The sequence below is a fragment of the Bacteroidota bacterium genome, from assembly GCA_016713925.1.
GTDB lineage: Bacteria > Bacteroidota > Bacteroidia > AKYH767-A > OLB10 > JAJTFW01.
The window spans coordinates 280,658-298,030 of the sequence record JADJOH010000002.1; the positions used below are offsets into that span (position 1 = coordinate 280,658).

A 17,373-nucleotide genomic window follows, 5' to 3' on the forward strand; every position below is an offset into this window, starting at 1 on the left:
CTGAGCGGTATTATCTGATTCAACTATCTCTAATTAATTATGCGCTTTTTCCTGAATTTGTTTCTGGTTGGAAACATCAATTTTCAGATTTTTCTTATCGAGGTATTTATTTTGAGCGATCACAGAATGCCTGTCAATAGCACGAGGACCTTCAATCGTCCAGTCCTTCACTTCCTTCTTCTCAAACCGGCATTCGTTACAGATCCAGCCCGGCTTACCTTCAGCCGCATCTTCCACTTCACCCCACATATCCTTGCGGGCCGAAACGCGCAACACTTCGTTACCACTCATATAGAGCACTGCTTTTCCACAGCACTTCGAACAATCACGGTGAGCATCCATGGGTTTCGTAAACCAGACTCTGCTTTTAAATCTGAAAGTACGATCAGTGAGCGCACCTACGGGACAAACATCAATCATATTCCCGCTAAAATCATTGTCGATTGCTTTCTCGATATAGGTACTTATCTCCGCCACATCGCCTCTGTTCATCACCCCATGCACACGCGTATCACAAACCTGCTCCGCCACTTTCACACGACGGTAACAGAGAATACAACGTGTCATGTGCAGTTTAATCTTATCACCGATATCTATTTTTTCAAACTCCCTGCGTTTAAATTCATAGCGGGACTTTGATAAACCGTTTTCATAGCTCAGATCCTGCAAGTGACATTCACCGGCCTGATCACAAATAGGACAATCGAGCGGGTGATTAATCAGCAGGAACTCCACCACACCATTTCTGGCATCGATGAGATCCGGTGCTGTTTTATTCTGCACTTCCATACCGTCCATTACAGTGGTACGACAGGAAGCAACCGGTTTCGGCATTGGTCGCGGATCCTTTTCGGAACCTTTGGTAACTTTAACAATACAGGTTCTGCAATATCCTCCGCTGGTCTTCAGTTTTGAATAATAGCACATAGCCGGAGGAGTTACATCCCCGCCGATCATGCGTGCAGCCTGCAGAATTGTAGTACCATCAGGTACTTCTATTGTATGTCCGTCGATTGTGACTTTCGGCATAGCGCTTTTCTTAAACTAGTTCCGGGTTAAGGTTATTCACCCGGTAATAATGATGATCTTTTCGAATGGCAGACGGGTTCCGCACATATTCTTCGAATTCACTGCGGAAATGACGGATAGCACTGGCAACGGGCCAGGCGGCAGCATCACCGAGAGGGCAGATCGTTTTTCCTTCTATTTTAGATTGTATTTCCCAGAGGAGATCCACATCGGCGAGTGTGCCGTGACCATCCAGAATTTTATGCAATAACTTCTCCATCCAGCCGGTACCTTCACGACAGGGGCTACACTGACCACAACTTTCATGATGATAAAAGCGCGTGAAGGTCCAGAGATTTTTAACGATGCTGGTATCTTCATCCATCACGATAAATCCACCGGAACCTAACATGGTACCGGTGGCAAAACCTCCATCAGCCAATGATTCGTAAGACATCAGTCGAGGTTCACCATTTGCCGTTTTCAAAATCAATTCTGCCGGAAGAACAGGCACTGAAGAGCCCCCGGCCACAACGGCCTTCAATTTTTTATCATTACGAATGCCACCGCAGTATTCATCCGAATAAATAAATTCTTCTACGGGTACTCCTAATTCTATTTCATAAACACCGGGCTTCTTCAGGTGACCGCAAGCGGAGATCAGTTTAGTACCGGTACTTTTTCCAATTCCAATTTGAGCATAGGCATCGCCACCATCTCTAACGATAGGCACAACCGCCATAATACTTTCCACATTATTCACCACGGTTGGACAATCCCAAACCCCCTTGATCGCGGGAAAAGGAGGTTTAATACGCGGGTTACCACGTTTTCCTTCGAGCGATTCAATCAATGCGGTTTCCTCACCACATATATAAGCACCGCCACCACATTGCAAAAAGAGATCAAAATCCCATCCGGTACCCATTACATTCTTACCCAGGAAACCTGCAGCATACGCTTCATCGATAGCTTTCTGGAGAATATGATACACATACATCAGTTCACCCCGAATATAAATATAGGATGTCCGGCAACCGAGTGCAAAACTACCAATGGCCATTCCTTCGATCAGCAGATGCGGAAGATGCTCCATCATATAGCGATCCTTAAAGGTACCCGGCTCACTTTCGTCGGCATTACAAACGAGATAACGCGCTACACCTTCAGGTTTAGCCAGGAAACTCCATTTCAAACCTGTTGGAAATCCTGCACCACCACGACCACGCAGACCGGATTTCTTTACTTCCTCCACGATATCCTCCTGCTTCATGCCAAAAGCTTTGCGCAATGTATCGTACCCTCCATGCTGACGGTAAGTTTCCAGATTGCGTATACCCGGTACGTTTATATGCTGTGTGAGAAGTTTTCTTCCCATAATATCTATATTTCTCCTATGATTAGTTACTCCCGATTAAATTTTATCTTTTGACCAGTGAGAGATGGGGTCAACAGTATTAGAGCGATAGTTGTCCAGAATTTCATCTACTTTACTCAATGTAAGATGCTCATGGTATTTTTCACCGATTTGCATCATTGGTGCTGTACCGCAAGAGGCAAGGCATTCCACTGTCTTCAATGTAAACATTCCATCAGCGGTAGTTTCCCCTTCTCTGATATTCAATTTCTTTTCAATATACTTCACCACATCCTCCGCACCCATCAACCAGCAAGGGCCTGTACGACATACTTCCACAACACATTTACCAACCGGTTTCAGGTTAAACATCGTATAGAACGAAGCTACCTCATACACTTCAACAGGTTGAATACTAAGTATAGAAGCCACATAATCCATCACGGGAGAACTCAGCCATCCACCAAACTCCGCCTGAGCGAGATGGAGCACAGGTAAGAGCGCAGATTTTTGTTTTCCTGCCGGATAACGTTGCTTCATCCTTTCAATCAGGGCGAGCGCTTCATCGCTAAATTTTATTTCTTTATTCACACTCATCAGGTTCTCTTTCGGTCAGTTTAATAATTAAAGTACATCAGGCATCCAGTTCTCCTGCAATAACATTCATCGAACTCATCGTCAATATCGCATCACTCAACATCGAGCCTTTCACCATTTCGGGATAGGCTTGATAATAAATATAACAAGGTCGACGGAAGTGTAATCTATAAGGAGTACGTCCGCCATCACTGATCAGGAAAAATCCCAATTCCCCATTTCCACCTTCCACGCAATGATACACTTCCCCTTTCGGAATTGATGTCTCGCCCATTACAATTTTAAAATGCCAGATCAATGCTTCCATACTGGAATACACTTCTTCCTTTGGAGGGAGATAAAATTCAGGAACATTGGCATGAATAGAAGTTTTATCTGACAACTTATCCAATTTATCAATCGCCTGCTTAATAATGCCAAGACTCTCCCACATTTCCTTCTGACGCACCATGAAGCGGTCATAGGTATCGCCGTTTGTTCCGAGTGGAATTACAAAATCGAATTCTTCATAGGAAGAATACGGATTCATCACCCGTACATCATAATCGACACCGGCTGCACGGAGATTAGGTCCGGTAAAGCCATACTGCAACGCACGATCAGCGGCGATAGGACCACAGGCAATAGTACGATCCATAAAAATCCGATTACGGACGAGAAGGTTTTCAAACTCTCTTAGTCCATCTGGGAAGTCCTTTAAAAAACGATGAATTTTTTCCCAGGCCAGCGGCGAAAAATCTCTTTCTAGTCCGCCAATGCGACCAATATTGGTAGTCAGACGGGCTCCGCAGAGTTCCTCATAAATCTCATATATAAACTCTCTCCACTGGAAAACATAGAGGAAGCCCGTCATGGCACCACTATCCACACCAATGACGGAATTACATATAATATGATCAGCGATACGTGCAAGCTCCATGATAATAACACGGAGATACTGCACCCGCTTAGGAATTTCAATACCGGCCAGTTTTTCGACTGTCATATGCCACCCCATATTATTTATAGGAGAGGAGCAATAATTCAGGCGATCGGTTATGGGTGTAACCTGATAGAAAGGACGGCGTTCGGCCAATTTCTCAAAAGCACGATGGATATATCCGATAGTTGGTTCAGCGGAGACAATCATTTCACCATCCATTTTCATCACATTTTGAAAGATGCCATGAGTAGCGGGATGAGTTGGACCGAGATTAAGGATACTATATTCCTTCGGTTGCACGCTCGCAATGAAGTTCTTTTTGGGGAGAAGCTGATCAGCGGCCATATCAGATATCGTAAGTTCTAAACATGTTTCGTAGTGTCATTACCGTTATCATCTTCCAAACATTTTATCGTCTTTATCCTTCCTGAAGGGATCTTCGAGGGGATACTCTTTTCTCAATGGCCAGCCTTCCAAAGAATCCATATTCAGAATTCGTCTCATATCGGGGTGACCGGAAAAGCGAAATCCGAAGAAGTCGTAGGCTTCACGTTCCATCCAATTGGCTGCGGGCCAAAGGGAGGTGAGTGATTTGAATACGGGCTCCGTGTCGGAGGTAAAAGTTTTTATCCGGATACGGATGTTGGAGGGCATATTATGCAACTGGATCATCAAGCCGAACGGTTTTTCAGCGTCCGGATAATGCAATCCACAGAGGGTAGTCAGGAAATGAAAATTCAAATCAACGTCTTCCTTCAAAAAGCGGATGGTATCAAAGACTTTTTCCTTATCGACAGTTACAGTGAGCATATCGTAAAGCATTTCCATCTCCACCAGCGCATCACCGAGGAATTCGCCGAGGCGGGATTGAACCTGATCTAGTGTTAATTGTTGCATCATCATCATTCGATACCGTAAGAAGCGAGAAGATCTTTATATTCCTGAGAGTTTCTACGACGTAGAGATTCATTGGCTACTAGTTCCTGAATTTTGAGTACGCCGTCAAGAATTTGCTCGGGACGCGGCGGACATCCGGGCACATACACGTCGACTGGGATAATGCGATCAATTCCCTGAAGGACGCTATAGGTATCGAAAATCCCACCGGTTGAGGCACATGCACCCACCGCGATTACCCATCTTGGCTCTGCCATTTGCTCATACACCTGACGAAGGACGGGGCCCATTTTTTTAGCTATAGTACCCATCACCATAAGCAGATCGGCCTGGCGAGGCGAGAAGCTTAGGCGTTCTGCGCCAAACCGACCCAGGTCGTAAGTGGAGGCCATGGTTGCCATGAACTCGATGCCACAGCAAGAGGTAGCAAAAGGCAATGGCCAAATGGAATTCTTTCGTGCCATCCCTACTGCCTTATCGAGGGAAGTCGCGAGAAATCCCGGTCCTTCATACCCTTCTAATTTCTGGATTTCCTGTGACATTGTTTTATGAGAATATTAATTTAATAGCTATTTAATACAAGTTTGTAATGATTAATTTATTCCCATTTAAGGGCACCTTTACGAATAATATACACCAATCCGAGGATAAGCACTCCAAGAAAGATAAACATTTCAAAGAAAGCAGCTGTACTCACTTTACTCCATTCGGCAAAATTCACTGCCCATGGATACATGAAAATGACCTCTACATCGAATAAGACAAAAAGAATGGCGATGAGGAAATATTTTATAGAAAAGGGAAGCCGAGAATTCCCTTGAGATTCGATTCCACACTCAAAAGCTTCCAGTTTTACTTTTGAAATACGTCTGGGCCCCAATAAATGCGTCACAACCATAGTAAACAGAACAAAGCCTATTGCTACGACAAACATCATGGCAATTGGAAGGTAATCGGAAGGTGTACTTAATATAATCATTTTCAACATATTGCCTAAACAAACGAATTTAGATATTGTTTTGAAGTCAAGAACGCTGCAAAATTAGTCTTTTGATTATTAATACCGGAATGAAATGTATTGACATCAATCACGGGGAAAATTGAGCAAAATTCGAGAAAGATGAAGAAAGTTCATTGGGGATAAAATTATATAATTGATATTCAATATTATAAAACCTACACGCGAGGTCTAACACACGCGAGGTCTAACACACGCGAGGTCTAACACACGCGAGGTCTAACACACGCGAGGTCTAACACACGCGAGGATTTAAACTTCGCGAACTTAGTTTATAGCAATCTTAACGGAATTTGTTTTTATATCATCTTTCGACTCAACACTCTTAAAATCAGCATAAAACCTTCCATATTTCACCCAATCAATAACCCCCATTTTCCGATCGATCTTCTCCTTAGCCGAAACATAGTCCCAATCCTCCCCTATATCAACAATTCCTTGATTAACAGGCATATACTCAAATTGAGCTATGATACACTCCAACTCCTCTTCCCGGATGGGCTGCTTACGAAAATTTTCCCGAAATAAACTTCCTTTCCTTCCATAGCACCTATTATAGGCTTTTGCATATGAATTGAGAACATTCGCTACTTCTTGTGAAAGAAAAATTGAAATCTCATCTTCATCCAAAGCAACCATTTTAATGGGAATCCGCTTTCGCAGTGAATACGCAGTATAAATACTCTCAATCGACTTCACTGCTACCAACAAGTGGTATTGGTTTGGAATGAGGCAATACCCGATGATCTCGAATATATTGCACGTAGAATCCGAAAATTTTTGAAGAAAAAACTCGTAATTCTCCCGACTGCTAAAGATCTCTTCACCGTTATTTCCAATGTTCGATATGTGAAAGATCCCTCCGGGTTGAAAGTTAAATATTTTTCTAGGCATAGTAAATTATGTATTAAAGTGTTTTTAACAAATTTGTTCTTTCAAAACTGAAAGAATTAAAATCTAGCACGATTAAATATGTGTGCCAAGACATTCTATTACTATCTTCAACTAGTATTCATAATTAAAGTAATCTTTAGATTTACAAACAAAGTTATCTAAACTCGATGTAAAAATACAACTTTACACCGAAATCCAAATAATTGTAAAACAAATCTTGAACTTAACTGTTTCGTAAAAATGAAATCTGCCAAAAAAGCACTTATTATCGGAACCGGGCTCGGTGGACTTGCCACTGGTCTTCGTTTGGCTTCCAAAGGCTTTCAGGTGGAGTTCGTCGAAAAGTACCACTTACCCGGCGGACGTTTAAATATTCTTGAAAAAGATGGATTTAGTTTCGATATAGGTCCATCCTTTTTTAGTATGAGTTATGAATTTAAAGAGTTCTTTGAATATTGTGGGGTTCCGAATCCTCTTGTTTTACAAGAATTGAATCCTCTTTATGCAGTCTATTTTGAAAATAGAGCAAACCCCTTTCTCATTTACAAAGACCTCCAAAAGCTTGCAACCGAATTTAATGGAATAGAAGACAATTTAGTAGAAAAAACTGAAAAATATTTGTCGAATGCAGGAAAACTTTTTCATGATACAGAGGATATTGTAATCAGAAGGAACTTCAATTCAAAACTCGACTACCTTTTACAGCTTACTAAAGTTCCCATCAAACATGGACCGAAGATGTTCAAGTCAATGTGGTCAGAACTTGAAAGTAATTTTGACTCACAGGAAGTTAAAGTGATATTTTCTCTAGTTTCTTTCTTCCTGGGTTCAACGCCTTTTCAGACACCTGCAGTTTATAGCTTACTTAATTATACAGAATTAAAGCATGATGGCTATTGGAATGTTGAAGGTGGGATGTATAAGATAACAGAAGCTATAGTAAAGCTCCTGAAAGAAAAAGGCGCCACTTTCCATTATAACACTGAAATTTCTGCTCTCGAAACCGAAGGCAAAAAAGTAACTGCAGCTATCTCAGCAGATGGCAGAAAATTTACTGCCGATAAAATCATCTGCAACAGCGACGCTGCTTCCTTTAGAGGGAAAGTGCTTAATAGAAAAAAATACTCGTCGGTCAAACTGGATAAATTGCAATGGACGCTCGCTCCCTTTACTATTTACCTGGGTGTAAATAAAAAACTTGATAAGCTCTATCATCATAACTATTTCCTTGGAAATAATTTCAAAGAATATGCAGATAATATTTTTAAGACTGCCGTAAGTCCTAAAAAGCCTTACTACTATGTGAATGTGCGCTCTCGTTCTAATTCCAACAGCGCCCCGGAGGGATGTGAAAGCCTTTTTATTCTCTGCCCTGTTCCCGATTTACGGTATAAACCCGATTGGTCCGATGCCGAAGAATTAACTGATAACATCATTGATGATATGAGCCAAAGAATAAATTTCGACATTAAAAAAAATACGCTTACCAGAACTATTCTCACTCCTATTGATTGGGAAGAAAAATTCAATCTATATAAAGGCTCGGGGCTTGGACTTGCACACGGCCTGGATCAAATTGGTGGATTTCGTCCGTCAAATAAAGACGAGGATTTCACCAACCTTTACTATGTTGGCGCAAGTACAGTACCGGGCACAGGACTCCCTATTGTAATCATTAGTTCAAAACTAACAACCGAACGCATTTTACAAGATGATGAATCTTTATAATAAAGTTTGTATCCAACTTAGTAAGCGGATTACCTGGAGTTATAGTACATCATTTACTCTTGGAATAAAAATGCTACACAAAAAATTGCATGACCCGATCTATAGTATCTATGGCTTTGTTCGCTTAGCTGATGAAATTGTAGATACCTTTCACGATTATGATAAAGATGTACTTTTTAAAAGATTTTCTCAGCAAACATGGGAAGCCGTTAATGAGCAAATCAGCACCAATCCTATTTAAGTTTTCAACTGACAGTTCATAAATATAATATCGACCATCAACTCATCACTGCATTTCTTCAGTCAATGGAAATGGATCTTCATCGTAACAACCACAGCACGAATTCATACAATGAATATATTTTTGGTTCTGCCGAAGTGGTTGGATTAATGTGTCTGAAAGTTTTCTGCGATGGAGACGCAGTAGACTATGAGCGACTTAAATCGCCGGCTCAAAAGCTTGGTGCGGCTTTTCAGAAAGTGAATTTCCTCCGGGATTTGAATAGTGATTTCGTTGACCGGGGCAGAACCTATTTCCCTAGTGTTGATCTTAGTAATTTCAATGATCAAACGAAACGAGAAATTGAACAGGATATTGACCATGATTTTAAAGATGCCTACAAAGGCATTATTGAACTTCCCAATGAAGCCCGCTTTGGTGTGTATGTGGCTTACATCTATTATCAAGCACTGCTTAGGAAAATCAAGAATAAGCCTGCTCATTCCATAAAAACTGAACGTGTCAGGGTTCCTAATAAAGAGAAAATTGCTCTTCTTTTTGCGTGTTGGTGCAGGTTCAGATTGAACATACTGTAATAATCGCTGACACCTATACAATTTGACCGGGAGAAAAAATCCTATTGTGAAGCTCCTTTCGAATGTACTTTTACGCTAACACATGACTACGTTTTCAGGTTGACCAATTTTCTGCAAACTTTGCATATACGTTTCTGTCATTAAAAGGTTACATTTTTTTCAATATTTTTTTTATTCTAACTGAAAACGCAACGATTTGATCTCAATTCACGAATAAAGGATTAAGCGAAAATGGCTTCAATCTATTGTTCAAAAATGAGACACCAACTACCTAATCAAAATCGAATTTTACGAAGTGTTTATCTGTTGCTGATGATCCTGCTTTCATCAGGCATCAACAACCAAATAATGGCTACACATGCCGCCGGTTCAGATATCAAGTATAGATGCCTGGGCGGATTGCTATATGAGATTGAAGTTACTTTCTATCGTGATTGTGATGGAGTCGCAGAACCTTCTACAATTACCATCAACTGTAAAAGTGCTTCCGGGCCGGGGAATCACAATATAAATATTACTGCTAATAAAGTTGCAGGATCTTCCAACGGGGTTGAAATAACAGTTCCATGTGCTTCCTCTAATTCTACCTGTAATGGTGGTAGTTCTACCGGCGTCAGAAAATGGACGTATCGCGCTACCGTGACATTGCCTTCCGCTCGAGCCGACTGGGTTTTTAGTTATAGTGTTTGTTGTCGTAACTGTACTATTACAACTATTACTAATCCCTGCGCTTCCAATTCTACTTTATATGTTGAAGCAAAACTTAATAATATTCTCGCACCCTGCAACAGCTCTCCAACATTTTCGAATATTCCAATTGCATTTGTTTGTTCAGGTCAGAATTTTAATTATAATCATGGTGTATTGGATCCGGATGGAGATTCACTTGTCTATTCTTTAATAACACCAAAAACTACAGCAACGTCCAACGTAAGTTTTGTGCCGCCTGCAACTGTGAATACTCCAATTGCCAGTTCTACTCCATTCCTGATTAATGCTACTACCGGCGACTTAAACTTTACACCAAGCCAAACGCAGATTGGAATTATGGCAATTCTGGTTCAGGAGTATCGAAATAATCAACTGATCGGTTCTGTCATCAGAGATATGCAGGTATATACCAATGTATGTGTCAATAATCTGCCGACCGTCTCCGGTATCAATGGCACTACCAATTTTACCTTGAATGCCTGCCCGAATCAACAAATCTGCTTTACGGTAAATTCGATTGATATAGATGCTTCTCAAATCGTGTCTCTGACAACTAACAATGGTATTGCAAATGCAACTTATACTATCGGAACCGGTAATCGTCCAACATTAACATTCTGCTGGACACCCACAACTGCAAATATCAGTCTCAGGCCTCATACCTTTACAGTTACTGTTAGGGATAATGCCTGTCCTACAAATGGTATCCAGACTTACTCCTTCAATATTTATGTGCCTCACCCGTATTTTACAACCAGCAGTACAAATATAAATTGCAGTGGTGACGCTACAGGTACTGCCTCCGCATTCCCTGTGTATTCGGGTACATATAACTATCTATGGAGCAATGGAGCAACCACCTCATCCATAAATGGATTATCTGCCGGAACTTATTCCGTAACAGCTACAGATCCTGGTTCGGGGTGCTCGCTATCACAATCTGTTGTAATTACTGAACCTACAGGCATGAGCGCTACTGCGATTGCAACACAACCATCGTGTATTGGTGTTTCTAACGGTGCTATCGATGCAACTGTAACCGGCGGAAATACACCCTATACATACAACTGGAGCAATGGTTCTACAAATCAAGATCTGAGTAGTCTGCCTGCAGGTACATACACGTTGACTATAACTGACGCCAACGGCTGTACAAAAACAAGTACAACAACACTTGCAGGAACATATTCAGTCAGTCTGACTACTACTCCTACTGCTGTGAACTGCTTTGGAAATGCTACCGGCATGGTTACTTCCACTCCGAACAATGGCGTTGCACCATATAATTACATATGGAGTAACGGTGCTACCGGTTCAGGACTCACTAATATCAATGCCGGAAATTACACTCTTACAGTTACAGATGCAAACGGTTGCACCGCTACTTCAACAGCATCGGTTTCTCAACCGGCAGCTGCACTTGCATTAACAGGTACAGCTACTGCTGTAAATTGTTTTGGTCAAGCTACGGGAACAGTAAGTGTGAATGCAAGTGGAGGAACATCTCCCTACTCCTATTTATGGAGTAATGGTGCTACAACTTCTTCTTCAAATAATATTGCTGCAGGAACATATACGGTTATGGTAACCGATAATAAAGGTTGTACATCTACTTTAATCCGTTCTGTTAGTCAGCCCCTTGCTACATTAACAACCGGAGCCTCTCAAACAAATGTAAATTGTTTCGGTCAGTCAACCGGCACGATCTCCGTTTCAGTAAGTGGTGGTACTACTCCTTATACCTACTTATGGAATAATGGCGCTCAAACACAAAATATAAATAACCTATCTGCCGGAACCTACTCCGTTACTGTGACAGATGCTGTAGGCTGTACAAGCGTTATCAGTCGTACCATAACACAACCCACCGCTAACTTAACTGCTTCTACCTCTGCAACGAATGCAGTATCCTGCTTTGGTGGGGGAAATGGAAGTATAATTTTAAATGTCAATGGAGGAACTACACCCTATACCTACAACTGGAACAACGGTGCAACTACACAAAACCTTTCAGGGCTTTCTGCCGGCAACTATACAGTTACTGTGACTGATGCCAACAACTGTACTTCCGCCGTTTCCTCTATTTCTATTACTCAACCAACGGCTGCACTTAATGCTACTTCTTCTAAAGTAAATGTTGCTTGTTTCGGTAATGCAAGTGGATCAATTAATCTTACGACCCTTGGCGGAACATCTCCCTACACTTATCAATGGAATAACGGAGCATCGTCACAAAATATTTTCGGCCTTTCTGCGGGCACTTATACTGTAACAGTAACAGATGCTCAAAATTGTATAACTAATGTATCAGTAAATATCAGCCAACCTGCAACAGCCGTTTCGCTTTCCACCACAAAAACGAATGTCAGATGTTTTGGTAACACTACCGGACTTGCGGCTGCAATTGGTAGTGGTGGAACTTCTCCATATACCTACAGCTGGAGCAATGGTGCGAGTACATCATCGATCAATAACCTGACAGCAGGAACGTATACTGTAACTGTTACTGATGCTAATGGATGTACTTCCGCAACACCGGTGAGCATTACTCAGCCTGCCGCTGCATTAGCCATTTCCGCAACCACTTCAAATATCTCCTGTCGCAATGTTCCTACCGGAACCATTACTACCACTGTTACAGGTGGAACGTCCTCCTATAGCTATCAATGGAATAATGGTATGTCCTCTTCCTCATTGAATAACCTTTCTTCCGGAAGTTATACCGTTACTGTTACAGATGCGCAAGGGTGTACAATAAACAATACTTATACATTAAGTCAACCCGTTGCCATACTTTCTGCCACACTTACAGCAAACGCTGTTGGCTGTTTTGGTAATAGTACAGGCTCAGCTACTGTAGTGGCTAACGGAGGTACTACTCCTTACACCTATCAATGGAATACAGGATCTGCAGCATCATCTATCGCGAACGCCGCAGCAGGAACATATTCGGTGACTATTACTGACGCAAATGGTTGTACCGTTAATGGAAATACAGCAATTAGTCAACCTGTAGCCGCATTGAGCTTGAGTACTACCTCTGCGAATGTCGCTTGTTTTGGAAATAGCTCCGGAAGTGCGGTTGTAACTCCTGCAGGCGGAACAACACCCTATACATACAACTGGAGCAATGGAATTTCAACTCAAGGAGCATCAGGTCTTGCTGCTGGTAATTATTCCGTCACCGTTACGGATGCCAATGGTTGCACCTCAAACTCCTCTGTAAATATTCAACAACCTTCTGCCACACTTCAGGCATCTGCAACCAGCAACGATATTAATTGTACAGGAAATTCAATAGGTAGTATTGATGTTACAGTGAATGGTGGAACCAGCCCTTACTCTTATTTATGGAGCAATGGTTCCGGTCAGCAGGATATCACTAACCTTTCAGCAAATACTTATACGGTGACAGTAACAGATGCAAACGGATGTACTTTCCAGTTGAGCAAAACAGTTTCACAACCGGCCGGTGCGCTCAATGTAAATAGTGCAGTGACCAATTTACTTTGTCACGATGACAATAACGGTATCATAAACATTACTGCCTCTGCAGGTACACCTCCGTATACGTATGCATGGAGTACAGGCAGCACCAGTGAAGATATTAATAATCTTTCCGCAGGATCTTATACCGTTACTGTATCTGATAATAACGGCTGCACCTTGACGAATAATCTATTCGTAACACAACCCTCTGCTCCTTTGGCTGCTTCAATAAGTAATGTTCCGGTGGCTTGCTTCGGCAACTCCACAGCATCCTTGAATCTATCAGTTACCGGTGGAACATCAGGTTATACTTTTGCCTGGAGCAATGGAAATTCAAACGAAGATCAAAGTAACATCAGTGCCGGAAACTATTCGGTGATCATAACCGACCAAAACGGATGTACAACTTCAGCACAGACCTCCATTGCACAGCCCGCTGCCCCTCTCTCTTTATCGGCCACACAAGTAAATCTGAACTGTCATGATGTTTTGGATGGATCCATTCAGGCAGTAGCGGCCGGCGGAACGTCAGGATACACTTATTTATGGAGCAACGGTGAAACCAATTCAACTATCTCAAATCTTCCGGTAGGTGCTTATACACTAACCGTAACGGATGCGAACGGTTGTACATCTTCGCAATCTTATACGATCAATCATGCAGCGGCTATACTTACTGCAAACATCGTTTCTGCCGCTGTTCCTTGTTATGGTGATCCAACAGGCTCCTTGAATCTTAACATTTCCGGAGGCACACCGCCATTTCTCTACAAATGGAATACCGGACAAACTTCGGAGGACCTTAACAACATGAATGCAGGATCATATACGGTCACGATAACGGATGCCAACGGGTGTTCTACTTCTGCAAATGCGGCTATTGCTCAACCGATCGCTGCACTTTCTTCTTCACAAACCACTACTCCTGTACTTTGCTTTGGTGACGCAACAGGATTGATCGACTTTAATTCTAATGGCGGTACTCAACCTTATACTTATATTTGGTCTAACGGCAGTACTTCGGAGGATCTGCTGCAGCTTACTGCGGGCGATTACACCATTACTGTGACAGATGCCAACGGTTGTACCCTATTAAATACAATCTCCATCACTCAACCCTCCGCGCCGATACAATCGAATTTCATTGTGTCGAATGCCGCCTGTTATGGTGATTCAAGTGGAAGTATTCAAACAGTGATCAATGGTGGTACCGCTCCTTACACCTACAACTGGAGCAATCAATCCTCCAACGCGGATATTCAATCCCTTCCTACAGGATCTTATCAATTAGTAGTGACAGATGTGAACGGATGTGTTCTAACTGAAAATGTTTCTGTATCTCAACCCGTGGCTCCTGTTTCTACTGCCCCAATTCTTGTAAATATTGATTGCAACGGAAATGGTACAGGTGCTGCTGATTTACAAACTTCAGGCGGAACTGCGCCTTATACCTACCAATGGAGTAACGGAAGCTCTCAAATGCAGGCGACCGGTTTGCAGTCAGGAACATATACCTATACAGTGACGGATGCCAATCAATGTATCCTCTCCGGCAATGTGACCATCACTCAACCTGCTGCCTCTCTTACTGTAACCAATCAGATGACCAATGTTGGCTGTTTTGGAAATGCTACCGGGATGATTGATCTTTCTGTTTCAGGAGGAACTCCATCTTATTCATATTTGTGGAATGATGGTAGTACCAATGAAGACCTTAATAATCTTGCGGCAGGTACTTATACAGTAACGGTAACCGATAATAATAACTGCATTTCAAGTCAGTCATTTACTATTGATCAACCGGTAGCTACTTTGGCTTTAACAGACTCCATCGCAATGGTGAATTGCTTTGCCGGACAAGATGCCCTCATTCAGGTCTTTGTTAACGGTGGAACTGCACCTTATACCTATTCCTGGAATGATGGTAGTACCAATTCAGCTCTTGGTAATATCTCCATAGGCACTTATAACGTCATGGTAACCGATATCAATGGCTGTACAATTAACAACAGCTATACAATAACCCAACCATCAGCTGCACTGGCGAATACAACAGTAACCAATGCTGCGCTTTGCTATGGTGATAGTACAGGAAGTATAGATATTAATGTAACGGGAGGAACAACACCTTACTCTTACATGTGGAACAACGGGGCCACTACAGAAGATATCACCAACATCTCATCAGGAACCTATACGGTCCTCATAACAGATGCCAACAATTGTACCTATACTGAAATAATAAATATTTCGCAACCGGCTGCTGTCCTTTCTGCCGCACCTGCAGTAAATCAGGTAATGTGCACAGGAGATAGTACCGGGGCAGTTTCGTTGAGTGTTTCGGGAGGTACAGGTCCTTATAATTATCTATGGAACACAGGAGCTACTCTCCAAAATCCATCGGGAATGCCCGCCGGCAATTACAATGTCACAGTAACAGATGCGAATGGTTGTACAACTCTTGAAACCATCTCTATTGCAGAACCCGCTGCGGCTCTTCAACTCAACGCGAGTGTCGGACACCTGAGTTGTCATGCTCAACCCACCGGTTGGATTGATATTACGGTTACCGGTGGAACAGGCACCTATTCCTATTTATGGAATAACGGAGGAACAGTAGAAGATCCTTCTCAATTACTGGCAGGAAATTATACAGTTACCGTGACCGACCAAAACGGATGTTCTTCACAAATTAATGCACAAATTACTCAACCTGCCGCCTTCCCAACTGTAAGTGCGGTGACTATACCCGTGAGTTGTACAGGAATGCAGAATGGGGCTGTGTACACTGTTGTGAGAGGCGGAACTTCCCCTTATACTTATCAATGGAATACCGGAGCTGCTACCGACTCATTAACATCAATCGGAGCCGGAACATATATTGTAACAGTAACTGATGCCAACGGATGCAGTGAAACCTATACAACACAAATAATTGAACCGGTCAGCTCTTTGAACGTAACAGGTAATGCCTCAGGCGCCGATTGCATAACCGGTCAACTGGGAACTTTGTCCGTGGCGACAACAGGAGGTACTGCTCCTTATACCTACTTATGGAACACAGGTGCCAATACATCAACGCTCAGCAATCAAATCCCCGGAACCTATACCGTTACTGTGGCAGATGCGAACGGTTGCGAATCACTGCAGAGTTTAATTGTTTCAGACATTTCAGACCTGAATATAGCGGCTGTGGGTGATCCCGAAATATGTATGGGACAAACCGCGATCATAAGAACAGATACTATTCCGAATGCGACTTTACAATGGTACTACAACGGAGCACTTCTTCAGGGAGCCACAATGAATTCATTTGTCACTCCTGTAGCAGGAACATATACACTTACTGCAACCACAGTTTGCGGAACTTATACTTCCAATCCTGTTGTGGTAACTGTTCGTGTGTTGAATAATGTAAGTATAAACAATAGTGTCATCGTTTGTAAAGGTGAGAGTACGCAATTACAGGCGGGAGGAGGTGTAGAATATTCCTGGTCACCAACACTGGGATTAAATAATTCGACCATTTCCAATCCGGTAGCGACACCTGTACAAACCACAGATTATACAGTGACGATTAAAGATGAATTCGGCTGTACCGCCACCGCAACAGTAACCGTGAGTGTGATTTGTGATACGCTTGATATTCCTAATGGATTCTCGCCCAACAACGATGGAACCAATGATACTTTCGTCATAGATGGCATAGATGGCTATCCCGGAAATATACTCTTCATCTACAATCGCTGGGGAAATCTGGTGTATAAGAAGAAAGAATATGCCAATGAATGGGATGGCAGATCCAATGTGAACGGTGTAATATTTGGTGAAGAATTGCCCAACGGAACCTACTATTATATACTAGATTTAAATGTTGACCAAAAACCATTTAACGGATTTGTCGTCATACGCAGATAACTAAACAAAAAATAATAC

Annotated in this window: 10 protein-coding genes and 1 pseudogene; 3 read left to right on the top strand and 8 right to left on the bottom strand. The window is 42.3% G+C overall.

What is annotated here, in order from left to right; genetic code table 11:
- Positions 1-33 precede the first annotated feature (33 nt).
- The 8 genes from IPJ86_01185 to IPJ86_01220 form a co-directional block, all read right to left on the bottom strand.
- Positions 34-1,029, bottom strand: a complete 996-nt coding sequence (locus tag IPJ86_01185; GenBank protein ID MBK7885948.1) for a (2Fe-2S)-binding protein — start codon at positions 1,027-1,029, stop codon at positions 34-36.
- 10 nt (positions 1,030-1,039) lie between these two features.
- Positions 1,040-2,386 (bottom strand): NADH-quinone oxidoreductase subunit NuoF, encoded by a 1,347-nt coding sequence (gene nuoF / locus IPJ86_01190; GenBank protein ID MBK7885949.1) that lies wholly within the window; start codon positions 2,384-2,386, stop codon positions 1,040-1,042.
- A 36-nt stretch (positions 2,387-2,422) separates the two neighbouring features.
- On the bottom strand, positions 2,423-2,962 hold the full coding sequence (gene nuoE, locus IPJ86_01195; GenBank protein MBK7885950.1) for an NADH-quinone oxidoreductase subunit NuoE: 540 nt from the start codon (positions 2,960-2,962) through the stop codon (positions 2,423-2,425).
- 37 nt (positions 2,963-2,999) lie between these two features.
- Positions 3,000-4,229, bottom strand: a complete 1,230-nt coding sequence (locus IPJ86_01200; protein ID MBK7885951.1) for an NADH-quinone oxidoreductase subunit D — start codon at positions 4,227-4,229, stop codon at positions 3,000-3,002.
- Positions 4,230-4,277: 48 nt separating this feature from the next.
- Positions 4,278-4,784, bottom strand: coding sequence for an NADH-quinone oxidoreductase subunit C (locus IPJ86_01205; GenBank protein ID MBK7885952.1), 507 nt, complete (start codon positions 4,782-4,784; stop codon positions 4,278-4,280).
- Positions 4,785-4,786: 2 nt separating this feature from the next.
- Positions 4,787-5,323, bottom strand: coding sequence for an NADH-quinone oxidoreductase subunit B (locus tag IPJ86_01210; GenBank protein ID MBK7885953.1), 537 nt, complete (start codon positions 5,321-5,323; stop codon positions 4,787-4,789).
- A 56-nt stretch (positions 5,324-5,379) separates the two neighbouring features.
- Positions 5,380-5,760 (bottom strand): NADH-quinone oxidoreductase subunit A, encoded by a 381-nt coding sequence (locus tag IPJ86_01215; protein ID MBK7885954.1) that lies wholly within the window; start codon positions 5,758-5,760, stop codon positions 5,380-5,382.
- A 306-nt stretch (positions 5,761-6,066) separates the two neighbouring features.
- Positions 6,067-6,438: a hypothetical protein gene (locus tag IPJ86_01220; GenBank protein MBK7885955.1), complete on the bottom strand. Its 372-nt coding sequence runs from the start codon at positions 6,436-6,438 to the stop codon at positions 6,067-6,069.
- A gap of 495 nt (positions 6,439-6,933) precedes the next feature.
- Between IPJ86_01220 and crtI the strand changes: the two genes are divergently transcribed.
- The 3 genes and pseudogenes from crtI to IPJ86_01235 all read left to right on the top strand — a co-directional run bounded on the left by crtI (position 6,934) and on the right by IPJ86_01235 (position 17,355).
- Positions 6,934-8,421, top strand: a complete 1,488-nt coding sequence (crtI, locus tag IPJ86_01225; protein MBK7885956.1) for a phytoene desaturase — start codon at positions 6,934-6,936, stop codon at positions 8,419-8,421.
- Positions 8,405-9,237, top strand: a pseudogene (locus IPJ86_01230) (phytoene/squalene synthase family protein). The gene crtI and the pseudogene IPJ86_01230 overlap by 17 nt, the downstream one beginning before the upstream one ends.
- Positions 9,238-9,492: 255 nt before the next feature.
- A complete protein-coding gene (locus IPJ86_01235; GenBank protein ID MBK7885957.1) occupies positions 9,493-17,355 on the top strand; it encodes a gliding motility-associated C-terminal domain-containing protein in 7,863 nt (2,620 codons plus the stop codon).
- Positions 17,356-17,373: the final 18 nt, after the last annotated feature.

Bases quoted from the DNA above. Each gene is read 5' to 3' on its own strand.
- IPJ86_01185 (MBK7885948.1), bottom strand. From the start codon at position 1,029: ATGCCGAAAGTCACAATCGACGGACATACAATAGAAGTACCTGATGGT.
- nuoF (MBK7885949.1), bottom strand. From the start codon at position 2,386: ATGGGAAGAAAACTTCTCACACAGCATATAAACGTACCGGGTATACGC.
- nuoE (MBK7885950.1), bottom strand. From the start codon at position 2,962: ATGAGTGTGAATAAAGAAATAAAATTTAGCGATGAAGCGCTCGCCCTG.
- IPJ86_01200 (MBK7885951.1), bottom strand. From the start codon at position 4,229: ATGGCCGCTGATCAGCTTCTCCCCAAAAAGAACTTCATTGCGAGCGTG.
- IPJ86_01205 (MBK7885952.1), bottom strand. From the start codon at position 4,784: ATGATGCAACAATTAACACTAGATCAGGTTCAATCCCGCCTCGGCGAA.
- IPJ86_01210 (MBK7885953.1), bottom strand. From the start codon at position 5,323: ATGTCACAGGAAATCCAGAAATTAGAAGGGTATGAAGGACCGGGATTT.
- IPJ86_01215 (MBK7885954.1), bottom strand. From the start codon at position 5,760: ATGATTATATTAAGTACACCTTCCGATTACCTTCCAATTGCCATGATG.
- IPJ86_01220 (MBK7885955.1), bottom strand. From the start codon at position 6,438: ATGGTTGCTTTGGATGAAGATGAGATTTCAATTTTTCTTTCACAAGAA.
- crtI (MBK7885956.1), top strand. From the start codon at position 6,934: ATGAAATCTGCCAAAAAAGCACTTATTATCGGAACCGGGCTCGGTGGA.
- IPJ86_01235 (MBK7885957.1), top strand. From the start codon at position 9,493: ATGAGACACCAACTACCTAATCAAAATCGAATTTTACGAAGTGTTTAT.